Source organism: Micrococcus sp. 140720015-1, assembly GCF_053627595.1.
This window is the reverse complement of record NZ_JBSEYC010000004.1, coordinates 259,401-276,346: the sequence shown is the minus strand read 5'-3', so window position 1 is coordinate 276,346 and position 16,946 is coordinate 259,401. Positions and strand designations below refer to the sequence as shown.

Annotated in this window: 17 protein-coding genes; 12 read left to right on the top strand and 5 right to left on the bottom strand. The window is 74.3% G+C overall.

Translation table 11 applies throughout. The features are described from left to right. The first annotated feature begins 19 nt into the window (after positions 1–19). From ACUXPL_RS08600 to ACUXPL_RS08565, 8 genes are all read left to right on the top strand, one after another. A complete protein-coding gene (locus tag ACUXPL_RS08600) occupies positions 20–1,111 on the top strand; it encodes an FKBP-type peptidyl-prolyl cis-trans isomerase (RefSeq protein ID WP_454183223.1) in 1,092 nt (363 codons plus the stop codon). Between the two features lie 31 nt (positions 1,112–1,142). After that, positions 1,143–1,538, top strand: a complete 396-nt coding sequence (locus ACUXPL_RS08595) for an FKBP-type peptidyl-prolyl cis-trans isomerase (RefSeq protein WP_010078659.1) — start codon at positions 1,143–1,145, stop codon at positions 1,536–1,538. An 11-nt stretch (positions 1,539–1,549) separates the two neighbouring features. Further along, positions 1,550–3,649, top strand: coding sequence for a helix-turn-helix transcriptional regulator (locus ACUXPL_RS08590; protein WP_454183221.1), 2,100 nt, complete (start codon positions 1,550–1,552; stop codon positions 3,647–3,649). 37 nt (positions 3,650–3,686) lie between these two features. Further along, complete coding sequence (locus tag ACUXPL_RS08585) at positions 3,687–3,944, top strand: twin-arginine translocase TatA/TatE family subunit (RefSeq protein WP_002855080.1); 258 nt, start codon at positions 3,687–3,689, stop codon at positions 3,942–3,944. A gap of 20 nt (positions 3,945–3,964) precedes the next feature. Beyond that, on the top strand, positions 3,965–4,822 hold the full coding sequence (tatC, locus tag ACUXPL_RS08580; RefSeq protein WP_454183219.1) for a twin-arginine translocase subunit TatC: 858 nt from the start codon (positions 3,965–3,967) through the stop codon (positions 4,820–4,822). A 74-nt stretch (positions 4,823–4,896) separates the two neighbouring features. Continuing rightward, entirely contained in the window at positions 4,897–7,887 is a 2,991-nt protein-coding gene (locus ACUXPL_RS08575) for a DEAD/DEAH box helicase (protein WP_454183217.1), read from the top strand. 19 nt (positions 7,888–7,906) lie between these two features. Then, positions 7,907–9,001, top strand: coding sequence for a hypothetical protein (locus ACUXPL_RS08570; RefSeq protein WP_454183215.1), 1,095 nt, complete (start codon positions 7,907–7,909; stop codon positions 8,999–9,001). Between the two features lie 90 nt (positions 9,002–9,091). Continuing rightward, positions 9,092–9,823 carry a polyprenol monophosphomannose synthase gene (locus ACUXPL_RS08565; RefSeq protein WP_036315073.1) on the top strand — a complete coding sequence of 244 codons (732 nt, stop codon included), beginning with the start codon at positions 9,092–9,094 and terminating at the stop codon, positions 9,821–9,823. A 76-nt stretch (positions 9,824–9,899) separates the two neighbouring features. On the opposite strand, the gene ACUXPL_RS08560 is transcribed toward ACUXPL_RS08565, so the two are convergent. The 3 genes from ACUXPL_RS08560 to ACUXPL_RS08550 all read right to left on the bottom strand — a co-directional run bounded on the left by ACUXPL_RS08560 (position 9,900) and on the right by ACUXPL_RS08550 (position 12,054). Further along, positions 9,900–10,247 (bottom strand): RNA polymerase-binding protein RbpA, encoded by a 348-nt coding sequence (locus tag ACUXPL_RS08560; protein ID WP_060774975.1) that lies wholly within the window; start codon positions 10,245–10,247, stop codon positions 9,900–9,902. 87 nt (positions 10,248–10,334) lie between these two features. Further along, on the bottom strand, positions 10,335–11,525 hold the full coding sequence (locus ACUXPL_RS08555) for an SPFH domain-containing protein (protein WP_406890909.1): 1,191 nt from the start codon (positions 11,523–11,525) through the stop codon (positions 10,335–10,337). Between the two features lie 52 nt (positions 11,526–11,577). Beyond that, positions 11,578–12,054 carry an NfeD family protein gene (locus tag ACUXPL_RS08550; protein ID WP_180535621.1) on the bottom strand — a complete coding sequence of 159 codons (477 nt, stop codon included), beginning with the start codon at positions 12,052–12,054 and terminating at the stop codon, positions 11,578–11,580. Between the two features lie 149 nt (positions 12,055–12,203). Between ACUXPL_RS08550 and ACUXPL_RS08545 the strand changes: the two genes are divergently transcribed. Then, positions 12,204–14,309, top strand: coding sequence for an oxidoreductase (locus ACUXPL_RS08545; RefSeq protein WP_454183212.1), 2,106 nt, complete (start codon positions 12,204–12,206; stop codon positions 14,307–14,309). A gap of 59 nt (positions 14,310–14,368) precedes the next feature. Continuing rightward, positions 14,369–14,917, top strand: coding sequence for a maltokinase N-terminal cap-like domain-containing protein (locus ACUXPL_RS08540; protein WP_454183210.1), 549 nt, complete (start codon positions 14,369–14,371; stop codon positions 14,915–14,917). Positions 14,918–14,933: 16 nt separating this feature from the next. Here ACUXPL_RS08540 and ACUXPL_RS08535 read toward each other — a convergent pair whose 3' ends face one another. Both ACUXPL_RS08535 and ACUXPL_RS08530 read right to left on the bottom strand, forming a co-directional pair. Continuing rightward, the gene (locus ACUXPL_RS08535) at positions 14,934–15,179 is read right to left on the bottom strand and encodes a superinfection immunity protein (protein ID WP_002854519.1); all 246 of its coding nucleotides are present in this window, start codon (positions 15,177–15,179) and stop codon (positions 14,934–14,936) included. 193 nt (positions 15,180–15,372) lie between these two features. Then, positions 15,373–16,023 (bottom strand): hypothetical protein, encoded by a 651-nt coding sequence (locus tag ACUXPL_RS08530; protein ID WP_454183208.1) that lies wholly within the window; start codon positions 16,021–16,023, stop codon positions 15,373–15,375. A 109-nt stretch (positions 16,024–16,132) separates the two neighbouring features. On the opposite strand from ACUXPL_RS08530, the gene ACUXPL_RS08525 reads away from it, so the two are divergent. Then, positions 16,133–16,549, top strand: a complete 417-nt coding sequence (locus ACUXPL_RS08525) for a DUF3054 domain-containing protein (RefSeq protein ID WP_180535625.1) — start codon at positions 16,133–16,135, stop codon at positions 16,547–16,549. A gap of 68 nt (positions 16,550–16,617) precedes the next feature. Continuing rightward, positions 16,618–16,899: an Lrp/AsnC family transcriptional regulator gene (locus ACUXPL_RS08520; protein WP_002854527.1), complete on the top strand. Its 282-nt coding sequence runs from the start codon at positions 16,618–16,620 to the stop codon at positions 16,897–16,899. The last annotated feature ends 47 nt before the right edge of the window (positions 16,900–16,946 follow it).

Genomic DNA, 16,946 nt, shown 5'->3' with positions numbered 1-16,946 from the left:
CGCCGTTAGGGTGACTCGCATGAGTTCGTTCGAGACCCCCCAGCCCCCGACGGCCAGCCGCCGTCGCCGCCTGCTGCCGCTGCTGTCGCTCGGCGCCGCGGGCCTGATGCTGGCCACCGCCTGCGCCACCGGCGACGACGGCGCGGACCAGCCCCACAGCGACACCGCGTCGGCCTCCACGTCGGCCGCCCCCGAGCGGGCGGCCGTCGGCGAGGGCCAGGGGGAGCCGGACGCCCTGGCGGGCGTCACCTTCACGGAGGGCGACGGCGGGGCGCCGACGGTCGAGATCGACGGGGAGATCGACACCGACCAGCCCACCACGCGCGTGCTGACCGCCGGCGAGGGGGAGCAGGTGCAGGAGGGCGACGTCCTGAAGATGTCGATCGCCGTCGTCGATCCGGCCAGCGGCGAGGTGGTCGCCGAGAACTTCAGCGGCGAACCGGAGGCCGTGCCCGTGGACGACCAGCTCAAGTCCATGAACCCGGAGATCCACGAGATGCTGGTGGGCAACGGCGCCGGCACGATCGTCGCCGCGTACAGCCCCGAGTACGACGTCCCCGTCCCGCAGACCGAGAGCGCGTCGCCGAGCGCCTCCCCCTCCACCCAGACGCAGCCCGCCCAGCTGTTCGTCTACAAGATCGACGCCATCCTGCCGAAGCAGGCCGAGGGCGAGGAGGTGACCGAGCGGGACGAGCGCCTGCCCGACGTCACCGTGGACGAGGAGAGCGGCCGGCCGAGCATCGCGAAGCCCGACGGCGAGGCGCCTCAGGAGCTGGTGGTCCAGCCCCTGATCGAGGGCGAGGGCCGCGAGGTCGGCGCGGACGACACCGTGACCGTGCAGTATGAGGGCGTGACGTGGTCCGACGGTGAGGTCTTCGACTCCTCGTGGGAGACGGGCCAGGCGATCACGTTCTCCCTCAACCAGGTCATCGAGGGCTGGAAGGAGGGCCTGGCCGGCCAGAAGGTGGGCTCGCGCGTCCTCCTGTCGATCCCGGCCGAGAAGGCCTACGGTGAGGAGGGCAGCCCGCCGGACATCGGCGAGAACGAGCCCCTGCTGTTCGTGGTGGACATCCTGGACGCCCAGGCGTCCGCCACCCCGTCGGCGAACTGACCCCGTCCACGAGAACCCAGAGGAGAGCACCGTGTCCTTCGGACAGCGCGACTACGACCGCACCAAGCCCGAGATCGACTTCCCGGGCGAGACCCCGCCCACCGAGCTCGTGGTGGAGGACCTGATCGAGGGCTCCGGCCCGGCCGTCGAGGCCGGCTCCCGCGTGCAGGTCCACTACGTGGGCGTGGCCTGGTCCACCGGCGAGGAGTTCGACGCGTCGTGGAACCGCGGCACCCCGCTGCCCCTGACCGTCGGCGTCGGCCAGGTCATCGCCGGCTGGGACCAGGGCCTGCTCGGCATGAAGGTCGGCGGCCGCCGCCGCCTCGAGATCCCGCCGCACCTGGGCTACGGCGCCCGCGGCGCCGGCTCCGCGATCGGGCCGAACGAGACGCTCATCTTCGTCTGCGACCTCGTCTCGGTCGACTGACCCCGGACCCCGTGACCCCACCCGCCCCGCGGCGCGCCGGCGACGAGGCCGCCGAGCGCATCATCTCGCTGCTGTGGCTGCTGCTCTCGGTCCCGCACGGCCTCGAGCGTGACCGGATCCGACGGCAGGTCGTCGGCTATGAGGGGCTCACGGACACCGCCTTCGAGAAGCTCTTCCAGCGGGACCGCCGCGTGCTGCGCGCCGTGGGGGTGCCGCTGGAGACGCTCGAACCCGCGGGCTTCGACGAGGGCGAGGCGGGGGTGCGGCACCGCGTCGTCCGCGATGCGTTGCTGCTGCGCGACCTCGACCTCACCGTGGACGAGCGCCGCGCCCTTGTGCGGGCGCGGCGCCTGTGGGGCGACTCGCCGTTGCGCGCGGACGTCGTCCGCGCCGTGGGCCTGCTGTTCCAGCCGGCCACCGACCTCACGGGCGACGACGAGCTGGCCGGCTACCACACCCTCATGCCCCGGGCCGACCCCCGACTCGAGGCCCTCACCCAGGCCGTGGCCGACGAGGCCGTGCTGCGCTTCCCCTACCGCGACGCGCGCGGGCGGGCCACCCGGCGCACCGTGCGGGCCTGGTTCCTCACCCTCGTGCGCGGCCGCTGGTACCTCACCGGCTGGGACCTGGACCGCGCCGCCGAGCGCAGCTTCCGGCTCACCCGGATGGAGGGGGAGCCGCGCCGCCTCGAACGGGCGACGGACGCTCCCGGCCGTCCCGAGGACCACGACCACGCCGGCCTCGTGGCGCGCCTGGCCGGACAGGCCGACGCCGAGCGGGTCCGCGTGTGGCTCGCGCCCGGCCGGGGCCAGGGCGTCCGCGCTGTCGGCGAGCCCGCCGAGCCCCGCGTCGAGGACGGCGCCGCACCCGGACCCGGCTGGGAGCTCTGGGAGGCCCCGGCCGGACCGCGCGAAGACGGCCTCGCCGCGGAGATCGGCGGCCTGCTGGGCCGCGCCGTGCCCTCGACCGCGCACCCGGACCTGACGGACCGCGTCCGCGCGGGCCTGGCCGCCGCGGCGGCCGCCCACGCCGGCCCCGCCGACCCGGCCCTGCTCGAGGTCCCGCTCGCCGCGCCCGTCCGGCGTCGCGCCCGCGACTCGAGCGAGGACCTCGTGGGCCGCCTGCTCGACATCGTGGGGCTGGCCAACCGGGCCGGCGGGGTGGACCGGGCGGAGCTGCGCGCGCGTCTCGGGATCACCGACGAGCGCCTCGACGCCGACCTCGAGACGCTGCGCTACTGCGGCATGCCCGAGCGCGACTTCCCCGGCTTCCAGTTCGAGGTGGCGGAGGTGGCCGGCCGCGTCCACGTGGAGCGCGCCGCCGACCTGGCCGGTCCCGTGCGCCTGACGCGCCCCGAGGCGCACAGCCTCGTCGCCGCCCTGCAGACGGTCGCGGACCTGCCGGTGCTGGACGAGGCCGACCGGGAGGCCGCCCGCTCCGCTCAGCGCCGGATCCGCGCCGCGGTCCTGGACGCGGGGGCCCCGGACGCGGACGACGCGGACGACGCCGCCCTCCAGGAGGCCGAGGCGCACACCGCCGGCGAGCCCCCGGTCGCCGTCGCCGCCCACTGGGACGTGGCCGTGGACCCCGCGACGGTGCGCACCCTGCTGGCCGCCGTGGCGGAGCGGGCCGTCGTCCACCTGATCTACCGCTCCGTGCATGCGGACGCCCTCACCGAGCGGGACGTGGAGCCGCTGGCCGTGGTGCAGGACGGGGCGCGCCTCTACCTGCAGGCGTGGTGCCGTCGCGCCGAGGACCACCGGGTGTTCCGGGTGGACCGGATCAGCGCGCCCGCACCGACGGGGGAGACGTTCGCGCCCCGGGCCCGGCCCGCGCGCTGGCGGGTCCATCCCGACGATGCCGCGGGGGTGCCCGTGCTGCTGCGCTGGGCCCATCCCGTCCGCGACGCGGCCGCCGGCTACCGCCCGGACGCCCAGGCCGACCTGCCCGACGGCGACCGGCTCACCCGGGTGCATCTGACCGACGCCGGCGTGGCGGCCGCGCTGGTCGGACGCCACGGCGGCGCCGTCGAGGTGCTGGCCCCCGCGGACCTCCGGGCGTCCGTGGCGGACGCGCTGGGCGATGCCCTCGCGGCCCTGCCGGCGCGGTAGCCTAGACCCCGGAAACCCATCGAAAGGACCCCTCATCATGGCTGGACTCCAGGGCTGGCAGCTCGTCATCATCATCCTGCTCGCGATCCTGCTCTTCGCGGCCCCGAAGCTGCCCGCGATGGCCCGCAACCTCGGCCAGTCGATGCGCATCTTCTCCTCCGAGGTGAAGCAGATGCGCACTGAGGGCAAGGGCACGACGGACGAGCGCTCCGGCGCCGGCTCCACCGCCGCGGACGAGCCGGTCGAGGGCCGCGTCGTCGAGCGTGACGAGACCGACCCGCGCGACCCGCGCTGAGCCGGAAGGACCCCCACCCGATGACCGAGGTCGACGAGGTCGCCCGCCGCACCCGGCGCCGCCGGAAGCAGCGGGACAACCCCACCGGCGAGATGCCGCTCCGCGAGCACCTCACGGAGCTGCGCAACCGACTGCTGAAGTCGGCGCTCGCCGTCGCCGTCGGCATGGTGATCGGCTTCCTCGTCTACCAGCCGGTCATGGCCGAGCTGTACCGGCCGATCAAGGAGCTGTCCGAGCAGGGCTACACGGCGGCGATCGCCTACGACACCGTCGCCTCGCCGTTCGACATCATGCTGAAGATCAGCATGTTCATCGGCCTCATCCTGTCCAGCCCCGTGTGGCTCTACCAGATCTGGGCGTTCATCGTGCCCGGACTGAAGAAGTCGGAGAAGAAGTACGCCCTCGGCTTCATCGCGGCGGCCGTGCCGCTGTTCGTGTTCGGCCTCGCGCTCGGCTGGCTCGTGATGCCGCAGGCCGTCCAGTTCTTCGGAGGATTCACGCCCGACGGGGGCGGCATCCTCCCGACGGCGTCGGTGTACATCAGCTTCGTCACGCGTCTCTACCTGGCGTTCGGCGTGGCCATGGTCCTGCCGGTGCTGTTGGTGGGACTGAACATGCTCGGCATCCTGCCGGGCCGCACGATCGTCCACCACTGGCGCATCACCGTCTTCGTGATCATGCTGATCGCCGCGATCGCCGCCCCCGGTGCGGACGCCATCTCCATGTTCTACATGGCGATCCCGCTCGTCGTCCTCTTCGGCGTGGCCATCGTCCTGTGCCTGTGGGGGGACCGGCGTCGCGACCGTCGGAAGGGCCAGCGCGAGGTGGACGTCGAGGCGGAGCTCGCCGCAGGCCCGAAGCCGCTCGATCAGATCTGAGCGGCGTCCGCCGCGGCCCTCCCGCCCGGACGCACGAGCACGACGGTGTCCGGACCCGCCAGTAGGGTGGGGCCATGGCCCACCACCCCGCGTCCGCGACCCCGCACGACGAGCCCGAGCTGAGCCCGGCGGAGCGCTACGCCCGTGCCCGGGCGGCTCGGCACCACGCCGGCTCCGAGCTCGGCCGGTTCGCCGCACGCGTGGGCTTCCCCCTCGACGACTTCCAACGCCGCGCGTGCGCCGAGGTCGAGGACGGCCACGGCGTCCTCGTCGCGGCGCCCACCGGTGCCGGCAAGACGGTGGTCGGCGAGTTCGCCGTCCACCTGGCCCTGGCCCGCGGCACGAAGGCGTTCTACACCACCCCCATCAAGGCCCTCAGCAACCAGAAGCACGCGGACCTCGCCCGCGTGCACGGTGCGGAGAACGTCGGCCTGCTCACGGGGGACACCTCCGTCAATCCGGATGCGCCCGTCGTCGTGATGACCACCGAGGTGTTGCGCAACATGCTGTACGCGCAGTCCGACACCCTCATCGACCTCGGCTTCGTCGTCATGGACGAGGTCCACTACCTCGCCGACCGGTTCCGGGGCCCGGTGTGGGAGGAGGTCATCATCCACCTTCCCGAGCACGTGCAGCTGATCTCCCTGTCCGCCACGGTGTCGAACGCCGAGGAGTTCGGCGCCTGGCTCGACACGGTCCGGGGCGCCACCACCGTGATCGTCTCCGAACACCGGCCGGTGCCGCTGTGGCAGCACGTCATGGCCGGGGGCCGGCTCTACGACCTGTTCGCCGAGGACATCGCCTTCGAGGACACCGCGGACCGGGACGGGGAGGCCCTGCTCAACCCCGAGCTCAAGCGCCTGGGGGAGGAGGCCGAGCGCCGGTTCCAGCGCGCGGACTGGGGACGGCCCGGGCGGCAGCAGCACCGCGACGGGCGCGGGGGCGGCCAGAAGGGTCGGGCCAGGGGCGGCCGGCGCACGACTCGCGACGGCGGCCGGGGCCGGAACGGCTCCTCCGCGCTGGACCGGGAGCGGCCGGTCTCCGGTCGGCCGGGCGGTCACGACGGCGGCCAGCGGCGCGGACCGCGGCTGTCCACGTCGCGCCCGGAGATGATCCGGGCCCTCGACCGCGACGGGCTGCTGCCGTGCATCACCTTCATCTTCTCGCGGACCGGCTGTGACGCCGCCGTGGAGCAGTGCCTCGGGGCCGGGCTCGACCTCACCACGGCGCGGGAGAAGGCGCTCGTGGCCGAGCGGGTCGAGGAGGCGGCGCGCCTGCTGCCCGTCGAAGACCTGGAGATCCTCGGGTTCTGGGCGTGGCGGGACGGCCTGTCCCGGGGCTTCGCGGCCCACCACGCCGGCATGCTGCCCCCGTTCAAGGAGGCCGTCGAGGACCTGTTCGCCGCCGGCGCGCTCAAGGCCGTGTTCGCCACGGAGACCCTCGCCCTCGGCATCAACATGCCGGCCCGCTCCGTGGTGATCGAGAAGCTGGTCAAGTTCAACGGCGAGAACCACGTCGACATCACGCCGGGGGAGTACACCCAGCTGACGGGCCGGGCGGGCCGCCGCGGCATCGACGTCGAGGGCCACGCCGTGGTGATGTGGCGTCCCGGGCTGGACCCGGCCGCCGTCGCGGGCCTGGCCTCGCGCCGCACGTACCCGCTGCGCTCCTCGTTCCGGCCCACCTACAACATGTCCGCGAACCTGCTGGCACAGGTCGGGGCGGAGCGGGCACGGGGCATCCTCGAGTCCTCGTTCGCCCAGTTCCAGGCGGACCGCTCCGTGGTGGGGCTGGCCCGCGAGGTCCGTTCGAAGCAGGCCAGCCTCGAGAAGTACGAGGAGGCCATGCAGTGTCACCTCGGCGACTTCGCCGAGTACCTCACCCTGCGCAAGGAGCTCGCGGCCGCGGAGAAGTCGGGCTCGCAGGGGCGCCGTCGGGCCCACCTGGCCGCCGTGAAGGACTCGCTCGCGAACCTCGCGGTCGGGGACGTCGTCGAGCTCGACGCCGGCCGCGCGCTCGGCCGGGCCGTCGTCGTGTTCCCCGCCGGCAACCCCCAGAACCCGCGCGTCGGCGTCGTGACGGACAAGGCGCAGCTGCGCCGCGTCACGGTGGACGACGTCGCCGAGCCGGTCGAGCCGGTGGCGGGTGCCGCCCTGCCCCAGGTGGTGCAGGTGAAGACGCCCACGCAGCGCAAGGACGTCGCCGCGCTCATGCGCGAGGCCGTGCGCACGGGCCGCCCGCCCGCCGGAGGCCGCCGCACGGCGGGCTTCCGCCTCCGGGAGGACCCGGCCGCGCCCCGGGTCGAGGAGCTGCGCCGGGCGCTGCGCCGCCACCCGTGCCACGGCTGCCAGGACCGCGAGGAGCACGCCCGCTGGGGCGACCGCTGGTGGGCCATGCGGCGGGAGGTCTCCGTCCTGCGGGAGCGCATCGCGGGCCGCACCAACACCATCGCCCGCACGTTCGACCGCGTGGTCGGTCTGCTGCGCGCCTACGGCTACGTCCAGGAGGACGCGTCCTCGCCCCGCGCGGCTCTCACGGAGCGCGGCGAGGCCCTGCGCCGGATCTACGGCGAGCGGGACCTGTTCACCTCGCTGGTGCTGCAGGATCCGGCCACGGACGGCCTGACGCCGGAGGAGTGGGCCGCCGTCGCCGCGCTGCTCGTGTACCAGGGCAAGGGGGAGACCGAGCCCGGACTGGTCCCGATGCCGACCCCGCGGCTCGCGCGCGTCGCGGAGGCCGCCGAGCGCATCGAGGGGCGCCTGCGCACGGACGAGGCCCAGGCACGGCTCGAGCCCACGCCCCGGACGGACCCCGGGCTGGTGGCGCCCATGCATCGCTGGGTGCGGGGGGCCACCCTGCGCCGCACCCTCGAGGGCGCGGACCTCGCCGCGGGCGACTTCGTCCGCTGGGCGCGGCAGGTCATCGACGTGCTGGACCAGCTGGCCAACGTCCCCGGGGACGCCCGTCGCAGCCGCGCCTGCCGCCGGGCCGCGGACCTCGTCTCCCGCGGCGTCGTGGCCACCTCGCTGCCGGCGGCCTCGGCCCCGCGCGCGGACGAGGACTGACACGGGCTAGGGTGGGCGGGTGAGCGCACACCTGTTGACCCACGGCATCATCCACTCGACGACGGACCCGTACGCACAGGCGCTGCTGGTCCGGGACGGGGTGATCGCCTGGCTCGGCGCGGACGACTCCGCGGAGCGCGTGGCCGACCCGGGCGACGAACGGCGGGACCTCGACGGCGCCGTCGTCGTGCCCGTGTTCGTCGAGCCGCTGGCCCGGCCCGCGGACGCGCGTGACGCGCTGAGCCGCGGCACCGCCGTCGTGACGGTCCTGGCCGGGCCCGAGGACACGGGCGCCGCGCCCGCCGACGAGGACGTCCAGACGGTCGTCTATCGGCACGCCGACCGCGTGGACGCCGAGGCGGCCGGGGTGTGGCTGCCCGTCGGGACCGGCACCGACCCCGCCACGCTCGCCGGTCTCCTGACGGCCTCGACCCAGGCGGGGGAGCAGGCCTACCTCGTTCCCGACGGCGGTGCGGACGCCGGGCCCGCCGCCCAGGACGTGGCCCTGACCGCCCTGCGTTCGGCCGCGGAGGAACTCGGCACCGCCGCCCTGGGCCGCGTGCGCCATCGGCTCCTGGTCACCCACCCGGTCACCGCCGAGGACCGTGCCTTCCTGGCCGCCGCCGGGGTCAGCGCCACCGTCGTCCCCGACGCGGACGGCGTGCTGCGCGCCCCCGTGGCGAGTCTCCTGGCCGACGCCGTCTCCGTGTGCCTGGGGGCCGGCCCGGCCGGGGACCCGTGGGCCGCCGTCCGGTCGGCGCTGTCCCACCCCGACCCGGACGAGCGCATCTCCGCCCGCTCCGCCTTCGCCGCCGCGACCCGCACCCCGCTGCGCGCGCTGCCCGACGCTCCGGTGGCACGCCTGTCCGTCGCCCCGCGCCTGAGCGTGTCGGCCCCGGCCGTGTTCGGCGTCTGGGACGCGGACGCGGTGGCCGTGCAGTCGCCGGACGGCCGGGTGGCGGCGTGGAGCACGGACACCCGGGCCGGCACCCCGCTGCTGCCGGCCCTCGACGCCGAGACCGCCCTGCCCCGCTGGCGGGCCACCTGGGTGAACGGCCGGATCGCCGCGGAGGACGTGGCCCGCGACGCGCGCGACGGCGCGGCGCCGGCCTGAGACCTCCGCTTCCTATACTCGAACGGATGCGATGGCCCGTCCGACCGGCGGGCCGCCCCCACGACCCCGGCCGGAAGGCGAGAACCGCACATGCGCGTGCTGACCATCATCCCCACGTACAACGAGATCGAGTCGCTGCCGCTGACCCTCGGCCGACTCCGTGACGCCGTCCCGGAGTCCGACGTCCTCGTAGTGGACGACGCCTCCCCGGACGGCACCGGCGACTGGGCCGACGCGCGCGCCGCCGAGGACCCCTCCGTGCACGTGCTGCACCGGACCACCAAGGACGGCCTGGGCGGCGCCTACATCGCCGGGTTCCGCTGGGGCCTGGAGCGCGGCTACGACGTCCTGGTCGAGATGGACGCGGACGGCTCGCACCAGCCGGAGCAGCTGCCGCGCCTGCTGGAGGCCGTCCGCACCGCGGACCTGGTGATCGGCTCGCGCCGCGTGCCGGGCGGCAAGATGGTGAACTGGCCGACCTCCCGCAAGATGATCTCGTGGGCCGGCTCCCTGTACCCGCGGATCATGCTCGGCCTCAACCTGACGGACATCACGGCGGGCTACCGCGCCTACCGGGCCGACACGCTGCGTGCGATCGACCTCGACGCGATCGAGTCCAAGGGCTACGGATTCCAGGTGGACATGACCTTCCGCACGGCCCGCCTCGGCAAGCGGATCGTCGAGGTCCCGATCACGTTCGTGGAGCGTGAGCTCGGCGAGTCCAAGATGAGCGGCGGCATCATCGGCGAGGCCGTGGTCAACGTGACCCGCTGGGGCCTGGCCGCGCGCTGGGAGGGCCTGCGCGCCCGCCTCGGCCTCTGAGGCGCACAGCCCCCGAACGACGACGGGGCCGGATCCATGACGGATCCGGCCCCGTCGTGCATGGGGGAGCGGCGGGTCAGGCGTCGACCTCCTCGCCGCGGCTGGCGCGCAGCTTGTTGAGCTGGATCTTGTAGGTCTCCTCCAGCTCCTCGAGGCTGCGGCGCTCGCGCAGCATGTCCCAGTGGGTGCGCACGGGCTTGCCCTCGGTCTCAGCCGGCTTCTCGCCGCTGACGAGGAACGCCTCCTTGCCGGTCTTCGAGGTCCAGGTGGCCGGCACGTCCGCCTCGACGGAGAAGGTCACGAACACCTGCTCGCCGTCCTCCGTGCGGTACTCCACCCGCTGCCGGGCGGCGGGCTCGACACCGGCCTCGGACTCCAGGGACTGCGCGCCCAGGCGCATGCCCCGCAGGCTGCGATCGCTCACGTTTCCTCCTCGTCAGGCCGCGCCGAGGCCCGCGCGGGGGCGCGGGCCGATCGAGGCGCGGCGGGTCGTCCTCACTGATGCAACCATTCAGTGTCCCACAGCATTCCCGTCGACCTCGCCGGCCGGGCGGGTGCCGGGGGTGCGGCCGGCCGACGGGTCGGGCTCGATCTCCTGCGGGGTGGCCAGGGCCTCGTCGAGCGAGGTCTGCGGCATGTCCTCCGCCGTCACCGCGCCGGCGGTCATCGCGTCCATGACGCCGCTGGCGCGCAGGGCGTCCGCGGTGGTGGGACGGGACCCACGCGGCCGCCGCGCGCGCTCCGGGGTGACGCCGGCGTGCTCGGCGCCCGGCTCGCCCGGACGGTCGCCGGAGTCCCGACGCCGGGGTGCGTGCTCCGGGGTGGGGCCGCCGCCGTCGCCGGGGGCGAACGCCTCACCGAGGCCCTGCAGGGCGCGGGTGAGCTCGGCGGGGACCACGAACATGGTGTTGGCCTGGCCGTCGGCGATCTTGGGCAGGGACTGCAGGTACTGGTAGGCCAGGACCTCGGAGTCGGCGCCGCCCGAGTGGATGGCGTCGAAGACCACTTCGATCGCCTCGGCCTCGGCGTTGGCGCGCAGCACGCGGGCCTGAGCCTCGCCCTCGGCGGAGAGGATCTGGGACTGGCGCTCGCCCTCGGCGGTGAGGATGGCGGCCTGCTTCGTGCCCTCGGCGGTGAGGATGGCGGCGCGGCGGTCGCGCTCGGCGCGCATCTGCTTCTCCATCGAGTCCTGGATGGACATGGGCGGGTCGATGGCCTTGAGCTCCACCCGCGAGACCCGCAGGCCCCAGCGCGTGGTGGCGTCGTCCAGCACGCCGCGCAGCTGGGAGTTGATGGAGTCGCGAGAGGTCAGCGCCTCCTCGAGGTTCATGCCGCCCACGACGTTGCGCAGGGTGGTGGTGGTGAGCTGCTCCACCGCGTGGATGTAGTTGGCGATCTCATAGGTCGCGGCCTTGGCGTCCGTGACCTGGAAGTAGACGACCGTGTCGATGGAGACGACGAGGTTGTCCTCGGTGATCACCGGCTGGGGCGGGAAGGAGACGACCTGCTCGCGCATGTCCACCATCGGCAGCATGCGGTCCACGAACGGGATGATCAGGGTCAGCCCGGCGCCGGCCGTGCGGTTGTACTTGCCGAGGCGTTCGATGTTGGCCGTCCGCGCCTGCGGGATGATCTTGACCGAGGAGGCCACGATCACCGCCGCGAGGACGGCGAGGACGACGAGGACGATGAGGGTTTCCATCGGGGTCCCTTCTTCTGGGGTCGGTGCGGTCGGATCGAGGACGTGGGGCGGCTCAGGCGCCGTCCGGCTCCCAGTCGATGCGGGGGAGCGGACGGACCACCAGGGTGGCCCCGTCGATGCGCAGGACGGTCACCTCGTCGCCGGGGGCGACGTCGGGCGCCCCGGGCTCGACGCGGGCGGACCAGGTGTCGCCGTCGACGGCGAGCGTGCCGGCGTCGCCGGTGATCGCGCCCTGGGCCGCGACGCGACGCCCCGGGAGCGTGTCCAGGTAGGAGGCGCCGGCGCCGGTGTCCTTGCGCAGGTGGCGCAGGGCGACGGGGCGCACGGCGGCGAGCATCAGCAGGGCGACGGCGGCGAACGCCGCGAGCTGGAGCGCCAGCGGACCGCCCACGAGCGCGACCACCCCCGCCGCGCCGGCCCCGGCGGCGATCATCAGGAAGACGAGGTCGAGGGTCAGCAGCTCGACGCCGGCCAGGCCGGCGGCCAGCACCAGCCACAGCCAACCCGCGTTCGCCTCGATCCACTCCATGCGTGCGCTCCCCTCCGTGTCGGGTGCGCGGTCGGGTCTGCCGCGCGTCGACGTGTGATCCCCATCCTGCCCTACGGAGTGCCGCAGGACACAGCCTGTCCCCAGGCGGTCCTGGAAGGAGGGGGCTACCGCCCGGTAATGTGAGCTGCATGACATCTTCACCCGTCGCGGTCTCGCCCCTGCTCCAGCCGATCACTCTGGGCCCCCTCACGCTGCCCAACCGGGTGGTCATGGCCTCGATGCACATGGGACTGGAGGATCGGCACGACGACCTGCCGCAGCTGGCGGCGTTCTACGCGGAGCGGGCACGCGGCGGCGTCGGACTCATCGTCACCGGCGGCCTGGGCGTCGTCCCGGAGGGCACGGTGACGCTGGGCGGGGGGATGCTCGCCAGCGAGGAGGACGCGCGCGCCCATCGCGTCGTCACGGACGCCGTCCACGCCGCCGGGGGCAGGATCCTCGCCCAGCTGTTGCACGCCGGACGCTACGCCCCGAGTCCCGACCTGGTCTCGGCCTCCGCGGTGCGAGCCCCGATCTCACGGCACACGCCCCGGGAGATGACGGCCGCGGACATCGAGCGGACCGTGAGCGCGTTCGCACGCGCGGCCACGCTGGCCCTGGAGGCCGGATACGACGGCGTGGAGATCATGGCCTCGGAGGGCTACCTCCTCAACCAGTTCCTCGCCCCGGCGACGAACCGACGCTCGGACGAGTACGGGGGTGACGCCGAGCGCCGACGCCGGTTCCCGGTCGGGGTGGTCGCGGCCGTGCGCGAGGCGCTGGGGGAGCGCGGCGTGCTCTCGGTGCGCACCTCGGCGGCGGACCTGGTCCCCGACGGGCAGACGCGCGCGGAGATCGCGGACACCGCCCGGGCCTTCGAGGCCGCCGGAGCGGACGTCCTGATGACCGGCATCGGGTGGCACGAGTCGCGTGTGCCGACCATCGTGACCTCCGTGCCGCGCGCCGCGTTCCTCGCCGCCTCGGCTGACCTGACCGCCGCCGTCGACATCCCCGTGATCGCCTCCAACCGGCTGACCACCCCCGCCGAGGCGGAGGAGGCGCTCACGTCCGGGGCCGCCGCGCTCGTCGGGCTGGCCCGGCCCCTGCTGGCGGACCCCGAGTGGATGGCCGCGATCAGCGACCCGCGCGCTCGGACCCTGACCCCGTGCATCGCCTGCAACCAGGCCTGCCTCGACCACGTGTTCACGGGGGCCAAGGTCTCGTGCCTGATGAACCCCCGCGCCGGGCGGGAGACGGAGCCGGAGTACGCCGCGCCCGTCCCGGTGGCCCTCGGCCGCCGACGCCGGATCGCCGTGGTCGGCGCCGGGCCGGCGGGCCTGACGGCCGCGGAGCGCGTGGCCCGGTTCGGGCACGAGGTCACCCTGTTCGACCGGCACGCCGAGCCCGGCGGCCAGTTCCGGCTCGCCCGGCGCATCCCCGGCAAGGAGGAGTTCGGTCCCGCGCTGGAGCACCTGACGGCCCGCGCGGCGGCGTCCGGGGTGACGTTCGTGACCGGGGAGGAGGTGTCTGCACAGACACTCCTGACCGACGACGGGCGGCCGGGTTACGACGAGGTGCTCCTCACCACCGGCGTGCGGCCCCGGCCCGTCGATCTGCCCGGGACGGGGGAGCCGGGCGCGCCCGCCGTCCATGCCTATGACGACGTGGTCCTGGGGCACGTCGACGTCGGCCCGCGCGTCGCGGTGATCGGCGCCGGCGGCGTGGGCGTGGATGTCGCCGAGGCCCTGGCGGCCGGCACGGAACGGCCGGACGGGACACCCGAGACGCAGGAGCACTGGCGGGCCCGCTGGGGCGTGACACTGACCTCTCAGACGCCGGGCCAGCTGGCGAAGCCGGCCGCGGCCGACCCCGGACGCGAGGTCCACCTGCTCCAGCGCAGCCCCGGACCGATCGGCGTGCGACTGCGCCCCACCACCGGCTGGGTGCACCGCGCCGAGCTGCGGCGGCACGGGGTCCACCTGCACTCCGGTGTGACCTACGAGGGCCTCGGCCCCGACGGCCTGCGCGTGACCGCGCCGTCCCCGGAGGACCCCGAGACACGCGTGCCGCTGACCCTGGATGTGACGGACGTCGTCGTGTGCGCCGGGCAGGAGTCCGAGACGGATCTCGTCGAGGACCTGGTGGCTGCGGGGTACGCGCCGGAGGCGGTGCGCCTGATCGGTGGCGCGGCCGAAGCCCGCGAGCTCGACGCCTACCGGGCCATGGACCACGCCGTGCGGGCCGTGCAGGGCTGATCCGCGCCGCCGGCCGGCGGGCCCTCGCGGGCGGACGACGTCAGGGCTACGGTCGGGGCATGGCTCTCATCTACACCGCACGCCTGGACCCGGACAAGCCCGAATGGATCCGCCGCCGCCTCGTGGCGCACGGGCTGCCCGAGGACGTGACCGCCGAGAAGGTCGGCTCGTACCGGTTCGACGATCCCACGGGTGAGATCGGCGTCGAGTCGATGCTCGTGCGCGTGGGGGACCGGTTCTACCAGACCGCGTTCGCCTACCGGGGCGACGCACCCGCCGAAGGGGACGTCGTGGCCGAGGCGGAGCACTCCGTCCTGGGACGCCGCTGGGTCGTGGACGCCGCCACCGACCCGGACTCGCGCCGCATCCTCGCGGCGGGCGTGCGCGGCGAGATCCCGCAGGCCCGACTCGAGATGCACGACGAGTCCGGGACCTACCTCGAGACGCGCGCCCCGGATCTCACCCTCCGCGTGATCGGCGCCGATGCGACGGGGGAGCTCGAGGTGCCGGTCGAGCTGTCGGAGACGGACGAGGCGGACCTCGACGGCCCGCGGTGTCTCGTCGCCGAGGGAGACGGCGTGCGGGCCGTCGTCGCGCGTCATACCTGAGGGGCGGTCCGCGCGGTCAGAGGCCGCGCGGGCCCCAGGACCGCAGCCGGCGATGGCTGGTGAGCGACATGTACAGCGCGATGCACCAGCCGAGGACGGTCCACCCGGTGAGCAGGTTCACCCAGAACACCGCCCATACGTTGGAACGGCCACGGACGGCGGCGACGGCCCACGGAGCCAGGTAGCCCGCCGTGGCGATGGCCAGGACGACGGCGATCGTCGCGTGCAGGGGGCGGTCGCGCTGGTCGGTCATGATCGTCATGGGTCCAGGCTACGCACAAGACCCGCCGCGCGCGGTGCCGTTGCCGCCGTTCTCCGATGCGCCGATAATGTACATTATGTCAACTAGTCCGTTCTTGGCCTCCCCTTCGGACGGCCGCCTGCACGGCACGCGCCACTTCGGGACCTGGCCCAGGAGGTCGCGCCGGTCGGCACCGACACCGCGTACCGGCGATTCACTCCCCCGGGTCTGTGGACAGCCGGTCCAGCAACGGCAGGACGGCCGCCACCGCCGTCCGGCTCTCGTGCCAGAGCCCGTGTCGCAACCGGGAATGGACGGCCTGCTGGCTGATCCCGAGTTCGGCCGCCGCCTCTCGCTGACTGGCACCGGCTTCGACCAGCCGTCCCGCCGCGTGCTGATCAGCGGACCGGCGCCGTTCCACCGTGGCGACCAGCTGCAGGGTGGCCTCCGCCCAGCGCAGATCAGCCTCTCGGCCGGCATCCGAGGCGCGGTCCGCGCGACCTCCGCCCGGCAGCACGAGTCGGCCCGGTGCCCGCCGGGCCCGCCGCCGCTCGGCTGCTGTCAGGTACGACAAGGGCGATTCCTTGTCGGGGGCATCCTCGGGATCCAACAGCACCGCCCAGGACCCGGTCCGCACGGCCCACAGCGCCAAGCCGACCGCGGCCGCCATGCCGTCGACGACGACGGCGAGCTCGCCGTCGTGCGACGCCGCATCGGCGCCCGGGTCGGATTCGTCCAGAAGCCACGCCGCCGCGGTCACAGCCGCGTCCGGGCGGGGATCGTCGAGCAGCGCGGCTGCCAGACGCCGCGCGTCGTCAGCCGTGGCGGCGGTCGGTCGGATGGGCACCAGATGCACGGACACCATACGGAGAGCATACCTCTGACAAAGGATGGCCCTTGTCGTAGGTCCCGTACGCCGAGCCGTCCCCGGTCGGGCGCTCCGTCCGGACCTGTCGGTGGGCCAGACTGAATGCATGACGTCCTCCCCCACCGCCCGTCGTGCCGCGCCCGCCGAGCATCGCGCCCCGCGCGGCGCCCTGCCGGCGCTTGCCGTCGACCTCCTGCTCACCCTCCTCTTCGTGGCTCTGGGTCAGGGGCAGCACTCCACGGAGCGCGGCCCGCTGGGTCTGCTGGTCACGGCGGCGCCGTTCCTGGCGGGCCTCCTCCTCATGACCGGGGTGACCGCCGGACACCGGACGTGGGCCCGCGTGTGGCCCCACGGCGTGATCGTCTGGCTGGGGACCGTGGCGGTCGGCATGGTCCTGCGCGTGGCCTTCGGTCTCGGTGGTGCGCCGGTGTCCTTCTTGCTCGTGGCACTCGGGGTGCTGGGCGTCCTGCTCCTGGGCCGCCGGGCCGTGACCGCCTGGCTGGTGCGCCGCACCCGGAGGTGAGGGCCCGGCGCGCAGCTAGGATCGTCGGGGACACCGGACCCACAGCATCGAGGAAATGAGGACCGCCCGTGGTCACCGCCATCGTCTTGATCAAGACCGACAAATCCAGCATCCCGGAGACCGCCGAGACCCTCGCCGCGCTCGAGGGGGTCGGGTCGGTCTACTCCGTGACCGGCGCGTGGGACCTGGTGGCGATGGTCAAGGTGCGCCGCTACGAGGACCTCGCCGACGTGATCGCCGACCACCTCTCCAAGGTCGACGGGATCCAGGACACCGAGACCATGCTGGCCTTCCGGACCTACTCGTCCGAGGACCTCGGCGAGGGATGGGCGCTCGGCTTCGACTCCTGAGCGTCCTCTCGACGACGGGCCCCACCTCGCCGGTGAGGGCCCGTCGT

What these genes read in the sequence shown, in the direction of transcription:
- ACUXPL_RS08600 (WP_454183223.1), top strand. Translation starts at nt 20, where the DNA reads ATGAGTTCGTTCGAGACCCCCCAGCCCCCGACGGCCAGCCGCCGTCGC.
- ACUXPL_RS08585 (WP_002855080.1), top strand. Translation starts at nt 3,687, where the DNA reads ATGGCTGGACTCCAGGGCTGGCAGCTCGTCATCATCATCCTGCTCGCG.
- tatC (WP_454183219.1), top strand. Translation starts at nt 3,965, where the DNA reads ATGACCGAGGTCGACGAGGTCGCCCGCCGCACCCGGCGCCGCCGGAAG.
- ACUXPL_RS08575 (WP_454183217.1), top strand. Translation starts at nt 4,897, where the DNA reads ATGGCCCACCACCCCGCGTCCGCGACCCCGCACGACGAGCCCGAGCTG.
- ACUXPL_RS08565 (WP_036315073.1), top strand. Translation starts at nt 9,092, where the DNA reads ATGCGCGTGCTGACCATCATCCCCACGTACAACGAGATCGAGTCGCTG.
- ACUXPL_RS08555 (WP_406890909.1), bottom strand. Translation starts at nt 11,525, where the DNA reads ATGGAAACCCTCATCGTCCTCGTCGTCCTCGCCGTCCTCGCGGCGGTG.
- ACUXPL_RS08550 (WP_180535621.1), bottom strand. Translation starts at nt 12,054, where the DNA reads ATGGAGTGGATCGAGGCGAACGCGGGTTGGCTGTGGCTGGTGCTGGCC.
- ACUXPL_RS08545 (WP_454183212.1), top strand. Translation starts at nt 12,204, where the DNA reads ATGACATCTTCACCCGTCGCGGTCTCGCCCCTGCTCCAGCCGATCACT.
- ACUXPL_RS08540 (WP_454183210.1), top strand. Translation starts at nt 14,369, where the DNA reads ATGGCTCTCATCTACACCGCACGCCTGGACCCGGACAAGCCCGAATGG.
- ACUXPL_RS08535 (WP_002854519.1), bottom strand. Translation starts at nt 15,179, where the DNA reads ATGACGATCATGACCGACCAGCGCGACCGCCCCCTGCACGCGACGATC.
- ACUXPL_RS08530 (WP_454183208.1), bottom strand. Translation starts at nt 16,023, where the DNA reads ATGGTGTCCGTGCATCTGGTGCCCATCCGACCGACCGCCGCCACGGCT.
- ACUXPL_RS08525 (WP_180535625.1), top strand. Translation starts at nt 16,133, where the DNA reads ATGACGTCCTCCCCCACCGCCCGTCGTGCCGCGCCCGCCGAGCATCGC.